Below are 12,729 nucleotides of genomic sequence, written 5' to 3' on the forward strand. Positions count from 1 at the left end.
TTATACGAGGGCCAGCTTGCGCAAGCGCCGCGTCGACGACCAGCTATCCAGATCGGCCTCCGAACGGATCTCATCACAGGCATGGACGATACGCGCCAGCTCGGCGCGGCCCAAGCCGGAATTGAGCGTCAGCCGCACCAGCGAGCGGTTCTTGGGCGTAGCCGGCGCGCAGAACATCGCGCCGTACACCCCCTGCCGTTCCAGCAGCTTGCGCAGGGCCAGCGTCTTGGGCTCCGGCCCTGGTTCCAGCGCGATGATTTGCTCGCTGCCGTCGCTGACGTTGTAGCCCAGCGCACTCAGTTCATCACGCAGTTCGCGCGCGCCGGCATGCAGCGCTGCGCGGCGGTCATCGGCGGCGGCGATGAAATCGATGGCCGCGTCGAACCACGCCAGCTCGTGCCCCAGCAGGCAGGAACTGAAAATCGCCGGCCGCGACTCGGACAGGAAGTAGCCCTTGAAATGACTGGAACAGGTGATGAAGCCAGCCCGCCCGGCAAACGCCTTGGCCAGCGACGCCGTTCGGAAATGCACCCGCTCACTCAGGCCGGCGGCCGCCACCAGCCCGGCGCCGCGCGGTCCGTGGGTGCCCAGCGAGTGCGACTCGTCGACCAGCAGCATGCAGCCGCTGCGCTCCGCGATCTCCACCAGCTGCGCCAGCGGCGCCAGGCTGCCGTTGGTGCTGTACAGCGCATCGACTACGATCAGGCCACGGCCGTGGCGCTGCAGCTGTTTCTGCAAATGCTCCATGTCGTTGTGCAGGAACGAGACCGGGATAGCGCCGGCCGACTGCACCCCCTCCCACAGCGAGGCGTGGGCCTGCATGTCGAGATAGACCGGGATGCCCGGCCCGGTCAGCGTCTGCACCAGCCCGACGTTGGCGGCCCAGCCGGATTGCGCCAGGATGCCGTCCTCCGCCCCCATGAACTGTGCCAGCTTGCGTTCCAGCCGATGCTGCGGGCTGCCTTCCTGCAGGTAGACTGCCGACATCAGCAGTTCGCCGGCGCTGTGCTGCAAGGCGGCGATCTGCGCGCCCACCAGCACCGGCTCGCCGGCCAGACACAGGTAGTCATTGCCGGCCAGGAACACCGCGCCGGCCGGCGTCGGTTGCCAGGCGTGCGGATGCTCGCCGCCCAGCAGTTGTTGAATGCGGGTGATATGGTGCAGGTCCATGCGGCGGGTCACAAAATCCGGCAGCGCAGTGGGAACGTGGTGGTGGGCGATCGCATAGCTCATGGCGTTACTCCTGTTGAGTTTTGGATAAAAAAGATTGTTTTTTATGTACCGCAGGCGTCACCATGCGGCGAAAAAAACTCACAGAGATTGATGCGGATCAATGTCCGTTTTGATAATGCAGAATGCGTTGCAAATAAAGGCGATGATGGCGACTTGATAAAAATCAAAACTCACCATGAGGCCTCCCCTGCTCGACCGCTGGAAACGCCGGCAGCACGGACTGTTGCAGTCCCTGCTGCTGTATCACGGCCGCGAAGACCATGCGACCGTGCGCGTCCTGCTGCTGGCCTGCATCGGCACGGTGGGCATGCCGCTGTATTACGTGATCTGGCAGCACTTTTTCCCGCAGGAGTACGAATCGCTGCCGCTGCGCATGCTCGGCATCCTGCTGTGCGCCATCGGCCTGTTCGCGCGCCAGTTCAGCCGGCAGATGCTGAACCTGTACCTGCTGGTGACGCTCAGCTATATCTTTCCGTTCTTCTTCACCTTCATGTTCCTGATGAACCACGCGTCCGGCGTGTGGGGCGAATCGCTGCTGATCGGGCTGGTGGTGCTGTTCCATTTCGATACCGGACTGGCGCTGCGCGCCTACGCCATCGGCACCGTGCTGGCTTGCGCCGGGGCGGTAGCGCTGGGCGCCGGCGCGGCGCTGTCCAGCCGAGAAGTGCTGCAGCAGGTGCCGATCCACTGGTTCACCATCGCCGTGCTGTCGGCCGCCAAGATCAGCCGCGAAGTACTGGCGCAGGAAAAGCTGGCCGGCATGGGCGCCGGACTGGCTACGGTCGCGCACGAGCTGCGCACGCCGCTCACCAGCGTGGACGCCAATGTGCGCGGCCTGCTGCGCCGCATATCCGGCGCCCATATCCAGGACAAGGACGACCGCCTCACCATCATCGACGCGCTGGCGCGCATCCAGTTCGAGGTGCGCCATATGAACCACATGATCGACCTGTTCCTGCTCAGCGCCACGGCGGTGCGGCAAAACCTGCACCCGGTGGAGACCGTGTCGATGGAGGCGGTGACCGAGGCGGTGCTGCGGCGCTATCCGTTCGCCAGCCAGAAGCAGCAAAAGTCGGTGCAGCTGGAACTACGGCGCGACTTCCAGTTCGCCGGCCAGAGCGAGCTGGCGGTGGTGGTGCTGCTTAACCTGATGCGCAACGCCCTGCGCGCCGTGCAGCGTGCCGGCAAGGGCCGCGTGCGCATCGTCATCGACGGCGGCCACACGCCGCCACGGCTGCTGTTCATCGACACCGGCTGCGGCGTCGCGCCGCAACAGATGTCGCTGATCTTCCGCCGCTTTTACTCGCACCCGCCGCACAACGGCGCCGGCATCGGCCTGGCGCTGTGCCAGGAAATCATGCAGGCCTGGGGCGCGAGCATCCGTTGCGTGTCGCGCGAGAGCGCCTACGCTATCTTTGTCCTGGAATTCCCTGCGAGGTAAATCATGTACCTGCCCGTTTATGCCCATCCCACCACCACCGTGCTGGTCGACGACAGCGATTCCTTCCTGCGCAGCCTGTCGTTCCAGCTCGATCCCATGATGGCCAACAAGACCTTCCACGACACCAGCGAGGCCCTGCACTGGCTGCGCAACAGCGCCCCCGAAAGTGGCGTGCCATTGCACGTCAACTTCGACATGCAGAACCTGCCGGCCGACCAGTGCAATGTGGCGCTGGACCTGGAGCGCATTTACCGCATCGCCGAGCAAAAGCAGCGCTTTGCCACGCCGTCGGTGCTGGTAGTGGATTATTCGATGCCGCAGATGAACGGGCTGGAATTCTGCGCCGCCGTGGCGCACCTTCCGTGCAAGAAGATCCTGTTCACCGGCGCGGCCGATGAGAAGATCGCGGTGAGCGCCTTCAATCGCGGCCTGATCGACCGCTACATCAAGAAAAGCGACGACCACGCGCTGGACGTGCTGGAGATGGAAGTGGCGGCGCTGCAGGAGAGCTATTTCGACAGCCATTCCGACATCCTGCGCGAGATGGTGGCGCTGCACGATTATCACTTCCTGCGCGATCCGGCGCTGGCCGAGGTGGTGCGGGAACTCAAGCGCACGCTGGGTTTCGTCGAACACTACATCTTCCCGAATCCGACCGGCATCCTGTTCCTCGACCAGCACGGCAAGGCCACGCTGATGGTGATCGAGACCGAGCAAGGCATGTACTCGCAATATGAAATCGCGCGCGACAGCGAAGCGCCGCGTTCACTGCTGCATGCGCTGCTGGAACGGCGTGTGCTGGCCTTCTTCAGCGATCCTTACGGCGACGGCATGTACAACAGCAGCATGGCCGAGAACTGGCACCGCTACTGCGCCGCGCCGCGCATCTGCGAGGGCAAGGAGACGTACTACTGGGCGCTGTTCGACCTGCCGGCCCACTACTTCGACCAGCGGCCACACACCTACTCGCAGTTCCTGCAAGAGCTGCACCCGCAGAGCATTGCTGCTTAAGCTGCGGCTTAAGCTTCTCTCAGGGTTTGCAGCGGCGGCTGGCGCAACACATTGCGCAAGCCCAGCCAGCCGCCGGCAATGGCGCACAGCGCACCGGCCAGCAGGCCGACCAGCCACACCATCGGGCTGAAACTCCATGCGAACTTGAACTGGTAAGTGGCCAGCGCCCAGCCCATCGCCGCCGCGCCGCTGGCCGCCAGTACGCCCGACAGCGCGCCCACCAGCGAGAACTCGATCAACTGCGCCTGCGACAGCTGCTTGCGGGTGGCGCCCAAGGCGCGCAGCAAGCCGGCTTCGCGAGTGCGTTCGTCCTGTGATCCCATCAAGGCCGCATACAGCACCAGCACGCCCGAGGCCAGCGTGAACACGAACAGGAATTCCACCGCCGTAATCACCTGGTCCAGCACCGCCTGCACCTGGCGCAGGATACCGCCGACGTCAACGATGGTCAGGTTGGGGAAATCGCGCGTCAGGGCATTCATCACCGCGCCCTGCCCTTGCGGCAGATGGAAGGCGGTGATCCAGCTTTGCGAGATTTCCGTCATCGCCGCCGGGTTGATGATGGCGAAGAAGTTGACCCGCATCGAACCCCAGTCAAGCTTGCGGATGCTGGTGATGGTCACGTCCACCGGCGAGCCGGCGATATCGAAGCGCAGCTTGTCGCCCAGCTTCCAGCGCAGCGTCTTGGCGATGCCCTCCTCCACCGACACTTCCGGGAAGCCCGGCTTGTCCTCGAACCATTTGCCGTCGACGATCTTGTTCTCGGCCTGCATCTGCGCCATCGTCGACAGGTTGAATTCGCGGTCGGCCAGGCCCTTGGCGCGGTCTTCGGTGTAGGTCTCGGCGGTGACTGGCTGGCCGTTCACTGCGGTCAGGCGGCCGCGTATCATCGGGTACTGCGGCGCGTAGCTCACGCCGGCCGCCGTCAGGCGCTGTGCGATTTCATCACGCTGCTCCGGCTGGATGTTGATGATGAAACGGTTCGGCGCATCGGCCGGCGTGGCGTTGCGCCAGGCGGTCATCAAGTCGCCGCGCACCACGGTCAACACCAGCAGCGCCATCATGCCCAGCGCCAGCGAGACGATTTGCACGATGGTGGCGCCGGGGCGGCGCTGCAGCGAGGTAACCGCGAAGCGCCAGCTCTGGTGATCGATGACGCCTCGCAGGGAACGCAGCGACTTCAACCCCAGCCAGCCTACCAGGCCAAACACCGCGAATGCGCCGAGGAAGCCGAGCGCCGTGTACAGCGCCATTTTCCAGTCGCCCGCTTGCCACAGCAGCAGCGCGACGAAGCCCGCCATGCCGAAACCGTAGGTGGCCAGCGCGCCCACTTGCGGCGCATCCTGCTCGCGGCGAATAACGCGGTTGTGCGGCACTTTGCGCAGTTGCAGGATCGGCGGCAGCGCGAATGCGGCCAGCAGCAGGATGCCGATGGCCAGCCCTTGCAGCGCCGGGTAGATGGTCGGCGCGGGTAGTTCGCTGGAGACCAGTGCGCCCAGCACTTCCAACAACACGTAATGGCCGCCAAAGCCGACCGCCACGCCCAGCGCGCTGCCGAGCAGGCCAACCAGCAGGAATTCGATCAGGTACATCAGCGTGACTTGGTTCTGCGTCAGGCCAAGGCAGCGCAGCATGGCGCAGGCGTCGAGATGGCGCTGCATGAAGCGGCGCGCGGCCATCGCCACGGCCACCGCCGCCAGCATGGCAGACAGCAGGCCGACCAGCGACAGGAAGCGGTCCGCGCGCTCCAGCGTGGTTTGCATTTCCGGCCGGCCGTCCAGCGATTCCACGCGTACGCCCTTGATGTTGTTGTTCTTGATTTCGGCATCCAGCCATTGCTGGTACGCCTTGGCGACGGCCGCACCGTTCTTCAGCGACGGCGGTGCGCCGACCAGCAAGCGGTAGTTCACGCGCGAGCCGGGTTGAATCAGGTTGGTCGCTTCAAGGTCCTTCAGCGCGAACATCACGCGCGGCGCGAAAGCGAGGAAGTTGGCGCCGCGATCCGGTTCTGCGGCGATCAGTTGGGCGATGGTGAAGCGACGGTCGCCCAGTTGCAGCTGGTCGCCGACTTTGGCTTTCAGGCTGCCCAGCAGGCCCGGTTCCACCCACACCGTGCCGGCGGCGGGGGTTTCGGCGGCTGGCTTGCCGATGCTTTGCTCGGCTTGTGCCGCGTCAGTGGTAATCTTTACCTTGCCGCGCAGCGGGTAGCCGGGACCGACCGCCTTCAGAGCCGCCAGCACGGAAGCGGATTGCTCGCCCTCACCCGCTTGCGCCATGCTGGGGAAGGTGATGGCATCGGTCACCACCAGTCCGCGCTGGATGGCTTGCGCGCGCCATTCGGCGCGCACCGGCAAGTCAGCGCTGACGGCGACGTCGGCGCCCAGCAGTTGGTGCGCATCGCGATCCAACCCACTGCGCAGGCGGTCGATGAAGAAGCCGGTGGCCGACAGCGCAGCCACCGCCACCGTCAGCGCAATCAGCAGAAAACGCAGCTGACCGGCGCGCCAATCGCGCGCGGTCATTTTCAGGGCGAGTTTGAACATTTAGATTTTCGCGAAGAAGGCGTCGACTTCGGCCAGGAACTTGTGCTTCTGCTCTTCCGGCAGGAAGGCCGCAACGAAGCCATTGCGCGACAGGCGGTGCGCGTGCGACAGCCCCAAAGGCAGCGCCTCAAACGTGGCGATGAAGTTGTCGTTCATGTAGCCGCCGAAGTAAGCCGGGTCGTCCGAATTCACCGTCGCCAGAATGCCGGCATCCAGCAGCTGCAGCAGGTTGTGCTGCTCCATCTGGTCGAACACGCACAGCTTGATATTGGACAGCGGGCACACCGTCAGCGCCATCTGCTCTTTCGCCAGACGCTCGGTCAGCGCAGCATCTTCCAGGCAGCGCACACCATGATCGATGCGCTCGACTTTCAGCGTATCCAAAGCGGTATAGATGTATGCTGGAGGGCCTTCCTCGCCGGCGTGCGCCACCAGGTGCAAACCGAGATCGCGGCAGCGTGCAAACACCCGCGCAAACTTCTCCGGCGGATTGCCGACTTCCGACGAATCCAGACCGACGCCGATGAACTTATCGCGATACGGCAGCGCCGCCTCCAGCGTCGCAATCGCATCCTCTTCCGACAGATGGCGCAGGAAACACAGGATCAGCGTGGCGCTGACCGGGCTGTCCTGGCAGGCGCGATAGATGCCGTTGATGATGACATCCATCGCCACGCCGCGCGCGGTGTGGGTCTGCGGGTCGAAGAAGATCTCCGCGTGGCGCACATTGTCCGCCTCCGCGCGCTTGAGATACGCCATCGTCATGTCGTAGAAATCCTGCTCCTTCAGCAGCACGCTGGCGCCAGCGTAGTAAATATCGAGGAAGGACTGCAGGTCGGTAAAAGCATACGCCGCGCGCAGTTCTTCCACCGAGCCGTAGGCCAGCTTGATGCCGTTCCGTTCGGCCAGCGCGAAGATCAGCTCCGGCTCCAGCGAGCCTTCGATGTGGATGTGCAGCTCCGCTTTCGGCATCTGCTGCAAAACACGGCGCAATTGATCGTTCAACATGTGATTTATTCCTATTACTGGGTTGCTTAATCAAGCCATCTTATCGCATGCAGCCACAGTACGTCAGCACATCTTTCGAAGGCATGATACTGTGGTGAAAACGCGCGAAAAAACGCTACGAAAACTGCGTAGTTAATTCGATATTTCTTTTTTAAATCAGGATCTTACAAAAGAGTATTAACGATATTACGACATACCTTTTGACTTCCTGCACCAATAGCGCAATAATCAATTTCATAGACGTAAGAAGCGTTACGACCAACACATAAAAGCCGCCATCCGGCCATAAAGCCAGCTCATAGATCCGGGCAATCCGGGTCACACAAAGGAAGCTGACCAGAAGAAAAATAAGATAAAAGGATTATACGAACCAGAGCCAAGGCAAAGCGAACTGCCGGTGACTCGTGACAAGCAGGTTTCCATCATTAAAGGACATTCAAATGACCATTTTTGACAACTACGCCGCACGATACGAACGAACCAAAGAAGAAGAGATGTCCATGAAGGAGTATCTCGAACTTTGCAAGAAAGACCGGCTAACCTACGCCAGCGCCGCCGAGCGCATGCTGGCCGCCATTGGCGAACCGACCCTGGTCGATACCCGCAATGACACCCGGTTGTCGCGTATCTTTGCGAACAAGGTGATCAAGATTTATCCGGCATTCCGCGAGTTTTACGGCACTGAAGAAGTGATCGAGCAAGTGGTGTCCTACTTCCGTCACGCCGCGCAGGGCCTGGAAGAACGCAAGCAAATACTTTATTTGCTGGGCCCCGTCGGCGGCGGTAAATCGTCGATTGCGGAAAAGCTGAAATCGCTGATGGAACATGTGCCCTTCTATTGCCTGAAGGGTTCGCCGGTGAACGAGTCGCCGCTCGGCCTGTTCAACGAGGACGAGGATGGCACCATCCTCGAAGAAGACTACGGCATCCCGCGCCGCTACCTGCGCAATATTCCATCGCCGTGGGCGGTCAAGCGCCTGCACGAATTCAATGGCGACATCAACCAGTTCCGCGTGGTCAAGCGCTATCCGTCGGTGCTCAAGCAGGTCGCCATCTCCAAGACCGAACCGGGCGACGAGAACAATCAGGATATCTCTTCGCTGGTCGGCAAGGTCGATATCCGCAAGCTCGAAGATTATTCGCAGGACGATCCGGACGCCTACAGCTACTCGGGCGGTTTGTGCCTGGCCAATCAGGGCTTGATGGAATTCGTCGAGATGTTCAAGGCGCCTATTAAAGTGCTGCACCCACTGCTGACCGCAACCCAGGAAGGCAACTACAAGGGCACGGAAGGCTTTGGCGCGATTCCGTTCGATGGCATCGTGCTGGCGCACTCGAATGAGTCGGAGTGGAAGTCGTTCAAGAACAATCGTAACAACGAGGCTTTCCTCGACCGGATCTACATCGTCAAAGTGCCGTACTGCCTGCGCGTGACGGATGAGATCAAGATCTACGACAAGCTGCTGTTCAACTCCTCGCTGTCGCAGGCGCCATGCGCGCCGGGCACCCTGCGCATGATGGCGCAGTTTGCGATCCTGTCGCGGCTGAAGGATCCTGAAAACTCCAGTGTCTTCAGCAAGATGCTGGTGTACGACGGCGAGAACCTCAAGGACACCGATCCGAAAGCAAAGTCAATCCACGAGTATGTCGATTACGCCGGCGTGGACGAAGGCATGAACGGGCTGTCGACGCGCTTTGCGTTCAAGATCCTGTCCAAGGTCTTCAACTTCGATAACACCGAGGTGGCGGCCAATCCGGTGCACTTGCTGTATGTGCTTGAGCAGCAGGTTGAACGCGAGCAGTTCCCGCCGGAGCTCGAGCAGAAGTACTTCTCGTATATCAAGGAGCACCTGGCGCAGCGCTACGTCGAGTTTATCGGCAAGGAGATCCAGACCGCCTACCTCGAATCGTATTCCGAGTACGGCCAGAATATCTTCGACCGCTACGTGACCTTTGCCGACTTCTGGATCCAGGACCAGGAATACCGCGATCCCGATACCGGCGAAAGCTTCGACCGCGAATCGCTGAACAACGAGCTGGAAAAAATCGAGAAGCCGGCCGGCATCTCGAATCCGAAGGACTTCCGTAACGAGATCGTCAACTTCGGGCTGCGGGCACGCGCTAATAATGGCGGCAAGAATCCGGCGTGGACCAGTTATGAGAAGTTCCGCACGGTGATCGAGAAGAAGATGTTCTCGAATACGGAGGAACTGCTGCCGGTGATTTCGTTCAACGCCAAAGCCAGCGCGGAAGACGCCAACAAGCACGCCGACTTTGTCGCGCGCATGGTGGAGAAAGGCTACACGGCCAAGCAAGTACGCTTGCTGTGCGAATGGTATCTGCGCGTGAGGAAGTCGTCGTAAGCCGCCGGCGTTCCCGCGCAAGCGGGAATTCGTGCCGAGTGTAGCTGCCGCGTTCGCGGGAGCTACGAGGCATAAATTTGTAGGAGGCATCTTTTGACTTACCTCATCGACCGTCGTTTGCAGGGCAAGAACAAGTCCGCAGTCAACCGCGAGCGCTTCTTGCGGCGATACAAGGCCCAGATCAAGGACGCGGTGGGACGCGCCATCAAGGGACGTTCCATCACCGACGTTGAGAACGGCGAAAAGGTCTCCATCCCGGTCAAGGATGTGAGCGAGCCGTCGTTTGGCCATGCGCATGGCGGTATCTGGGAAGTGGTCAATCCCGGCAACCAGGAATACCTCAAGGGCGACCAGATCAACCGCCCCAAAGGCGGCGGCGGTTCCGGCCGCGGCAAGGCCGGCAATAGCGACCAGACCACCGAAGATGATTTCATCTTCGAACTGTCGCGCGAAGAATTCATGAACTACTTCTTCGAAGACCTGGAATTACCCAACCTGGTCAAGACCCAGCTGACCGCCACCACCGATTTCAAGAACCAGCGCGCCGGCTACAACATGTCCGGCACCCCCTCCAATATCCACGTGCTGCGCTCGCTGCGCGGGGCGCTGGGCCGGCGCATCGCCGTCGGCGGCAACTCGCGCAAGCGCGTAATCGAGGCCGAGCGCGAACTGGAACAGCTGCTGCTGGACGGCGTGCCGCTGCAGGACCAGCGCGTGGTCGACCTGAAAAAGCTGATCCACCACCTGCACACGCGGCTGCTGGCCATCCCCTTCATCGACCCATTCGACCTGCGCTACACCAACCGCGTCAAGGTGCCCAAGCCGATGACGCAGGCGGTGATGTTCTGCATCATGGACGTTTCCGGCTCGATGGACGAAACCCGCAAGGACACCGCCAAGCGCTTCTTCATCCTGCTCTACCTGTTCCTCAAGCGGGTCTACGACAAGATCGAGGTGGTGTTCATCCGCCACCACACGGCGGCGGCCGAGGTGGACGAGGAAGAATTCTTCCACTCGCGCGAATCGGGCGGGACGGTGGTGTCGTCGGCGCTGCACCTGCTGGACAAGATCATCGACGAGCGCTTCGGCGCCGGCAGCTGGAACAGCTACGTGGCGCAAGCCTCGGACGGCGACAACTGGGACAACGACTCGGTGCTGTGCCGCCAGCTGCTGATCAACACCATCATGCCCAAGGTGCAGTACTACACCTACGTCGAAATCACCGACGGCCCGCCGCAAAACCTGTGGGAGCAGTATTCGCAAGTGCCGGACCACCATCCGCACTTCGCCATGCAAAAAATTGTGACGCCGGCTGATATCTACCCGGTATTCCGTGAACTGTTCAAGAAGCAGCCGAAATAATATGAACGACAGGATCGAACCCAAGCCGAAGCATCCGAACGCGCTGCCGGAGCAATCCGAATGGACGTTCGAGCTGATCGAGCAGATACACCAGGAAATCCGCCGCGTGGCCGAGGGCTTCGGGCTGGATACCTACCCCAACCAGCTGGAGATCATCACCGCCGAGCAGATGATGGACGCCTACACCTCGGTCGGCATGCCGGTGTCGTACAACCACTGGTCGTTCGGCAAGCACTTCCTGAGCACCGAGAAGGGCTACAAGCGCGGGCAAATGGGGCTGGCCTACGAGATCGTCATCAACTCCAATCCGTGCATCGCCTATCTGATGGAGGAGAACAGCCTGACCATGCAGTCGCTGGTGATCGCGCACGCGGCGTACGGCCACAACTCCTTCTTCAAGGGGAACTACCTGTTCCGCACCTGGACCGACGCCGACGCCATCGTCGACTACATGGTGTTCGCCAAGAATTACATCGCCGAGTGCGAGCAGCGCCACGGCATCGACGCGGTCGAGCTGCTGCTCGATTCCTGCCACGCCATCCAGAACTACGGCGTGGACCGCTACAAGCGCCCGGCCAAGCTGTCGATGGCGCAGGAGCGCGCGCGCCAGAAGGAACGCGAAGCCTACGTGCAATCGCAGATCAACGAACTGTGGCGTACCCTGCCCCGGCGCGAGGAAGAGGAAACCGAGCGTGCCGCCAAGCGCTTCCCGGTCGAGCCGGAAGAAAACCTGCTGTACTTTATCGAGAAGTATGCGCCGCTGCTGGAACCGTGGCAGCGCGAGATGGTGCGCATCGTGCGCAAGATTTCGCAGTACTTCTACCCGCAGCGTCAGACCCAGGTGATGAACGAGGGCTGGGCCACCTTCTGGCACTACACCATTCTCAACCAGTTGTACGACGAGGGCGTGGTCGGCGACGGCTTCATGATGGAATTCCTGAAGAGCCATACCAACGTGGTCTACCAGCCGCCGGTCAACAGCCCTTACTACAGCGGCATCAATCCCTACGCGCTGGGCTTCGCCATGATGACCGACATCCGCCGCATCTGCGAGCACCCGACCGACGAGGACCGCGAATGGTTCCCCGACATCGCCGGCAGCGACTGGCGCAAGACGCTGGACTTCGCGATGCGCAATTTCAAGGACGAAAGCTTCATCGCCCAGTATCTTTCGCCCAAGCTGATCCGCGAGTTCCACTTCTTCGCCGTCCTGGACGACGACAACAACGAGAAGCTCAGCGTGTCCGCCATCCACGACGACCTCGGCTACCGCTACGTGCGCCAGCAGCTGGCCGAGCAGTACAACCTCGGCAACCGCGAGCCGAATATCCAGGTCTGGGCGGTCAATACCCAGGACGACCGCGCGCTGACCCTGCGCCATACCCAGTTCCAGCGCCGCCCGCTCAACCAGCAGGCCGGCGAAGTGCTCAAGCACGTGGCCCGGCTATGGGGCTTCGACGTGCACCTGGAAACCGTCAGCCCCAGCGGCGAAGTGGTCAGCACATTGGAGGTCAAGCGGGAGAAACGCGGCCGCACTTTCTGACCCAACATATATATAAGGCTTTTTTTGGCGTCGTCCAGCGTTAGGCACGGCTCTTGCAAGGCATAAACCGGGGATGGCGACGGCGCGCCAAACCCGGTTTTTTTCTTAAGTGCATGCTGCGGGCTGGCTGTCAACGTTTTTCTGAATCTACTTGTATAGCGTTCGACGCAAGGATTTCATCAAAGAAACATTTGCAGCCAAATTATCAATTGCGCGTAGTAAAAT

At 61.4% G+C, this 12,729-nt stretch carries 8 protein-coding genes; 5 read left to right on the plus strand and 3 right to left on the minus strand.

Translation table 11 applies throughout. The features are described 5' to 3' along the window. On the minus strand, positions 1–1,233 hold the full coding sequence (gene cqsA / locus BMZ70_RS13030; RefSeq protein ID WP_092274695.1) for an alpha-hydroxyketone-type quorum-sensing autoinducer synthase: 1,233 nt from the start codon (positions 1,231–1,233) through the stop codon (positions 1–3). Positions 1,234–1,408: 175 nt separating this feature from the next. On the opposite strand from cqsA, the gene BMZ70_RS13035 reads away from it, so the two are divergent. Beyond that, positions 1,409–2,674 carry a sensor histidine kinase gene (locus BMZ70_RS13035; RefSeq protein WP_092274698.1) on the plus strand — a complete coding sequence of 422 codons (1,266 nt, stop codon included), beginning with the start codon at positions 1,409–1,411 and terminating at the stop codon, positions 2,672–2,674. A 3-nt stretch (positions 2,675–2,677) separates the two neighbouring features. Further along, positions 2,678–3,685 carry a response regulator gene (locus BMZ70_RS13040; RefSeq protein WP_092274701.1) on the plus strand — a complete coding sequence of 336 codons (1,008 nt, stop codon included), beginning with the start codon at positions 2,678–2,680 and terminating at the stop codon, positions 3,683–3,685. An 8-nt stretch (positions 3,686–3,693) separates the two neighbouring features. On the opposite strand, the gene BMZ70_RS13045 is transcribed toward BMZ70_RS13040, so the two are convergent. Both BMZ70_RS13045 and BMZ70_RS13050 read right to left on the minus strand, forming a co-directional pair. Then, positions 3,694–6,228 carry an ABC transporter permease gene (locus BMZ70_RS13045; RefSeq protein WP_092274704.1) on the minus strand — a complete coding sequence of 845 codons (2,535 nt, stop codon included), beginning with the start codon at positions 6,226–6,228 and terminating at the stop codon, positions 3,694–3,696. After that, a complete protein-coding gene (locus BMZ70_RS13050) occupies positions 6,229–7,236 on the minus strand; it encodes an adenosine deaminase (protein ID WP_092274707.1) in 1,008 nt (335 codons plus the stop codon). Between the two features lie 440 nt (positions 7,237–7,676). On the opposite strand from BMZ70_RS13050, the gene BMZ70_RS13055 reads away from it, so the two are divergent. The 3 genes from BMZ70_RS13055 (at position 7,677) to BMZ70_RS13065 (ending at position 12,504) form a co-directional block, all read left to right on the plus strand. Further along, positions 7,677–9,599, plus strand: a complete 1,923-nt coding sequence (locus BMZ70_RS13055) for a PrkA family serine protein kinase (RefSeq protein WP_092274710.1) — start codon at positions 7,677–7,679, stop codon at positions 9,597–9,599. 93 nt (positions 9,600–9,692) lie between these two features. After that, positions 9,693–10,961: a YeaH/YhbH family protein gene (locus tag BMZ70_RS13060; RefSeq protein ID WP_092274713.1), complete on the plus strand. Its 1,269-nt coding sequence runs from the start codon at positions 9,693–9,695 to the stop codon at positions 10,959–10,961. Position 10,962: 1 nt separating this feature from the next. After that, positions 10,963–12,504 carry a SpoVR family protein gene (locus BMZ70_RS13065; RefSeq protein ID WP_092274716.1) on the plus strand — a complete coding sequence of 514 codons (1,542 nt, stop codon included), beginning with the start codon at positions 10,963–10,965 and terminating at the stop codon, positions 12,502–12,504. Positions 12,505–12,729: the final 225 nt, after the last annotated feature.

This window comes from Duganella sp. CF402, assembly GCF_900109645.1.
GTDB lineage: Bacteria > Pseudomonadota > Gammaproteobacteria > Burkholderiales > Burkholderiaceae_D > Rugamonas.

Bases quoted from the DNA above. Each gene is read 5' to 3' on its own strand.
- cqsA (WP_092274695.1), bottom strand. From the start codon at position 1,233: ATGAGCTATGCGATCGCCCACCACCACGTTCCCACTGCGCTGCCGGAT.
- BMZ70_RS13035 (WP_092274698.1), top strand. From the start codon at position 1,409: ATGAGGCCTCCCCTGCTCGACCGCTGGAAACGCCGGCAGCACGGACTG.
- BMZ70_RS13040 (WP_092274701.1), top strand. From the start codon at position 2,678: ATGTACCTGCCCGTTTATGCCCATCCCACCACCACCGTGCTGGTCGAC.
- BMZ70_RS13045 (WP_092274704.1), bottom strand. From the start codon at position 6,228: ATGTTCAAACTCGCCCTGAAAATGACCGCGCGCGATTGGCGCGCCGGT.
- BMZ70_RS13050 (WP_092274707.1), bottom strand. From the start codon at position 7,236: ATGTTGAACGATCAATTGCGCCGTGTTTTGCAGCAGATGCCGAAAGCG.
- BMZ70_RS13055 (WP_092274710.1), top strand. From the start codon at position 7,677: ATGACCATTTTTGACAACTACGCCGCACGATACGAACGAACCAAAGAA.
- BMZ70_RS13065 (WP_092274716.1), top strand. From the start codon at position 10,963: ATGAACGACAGGATCGAACCCAAGCCGAAGCATCCGAACGCGCTGCCG.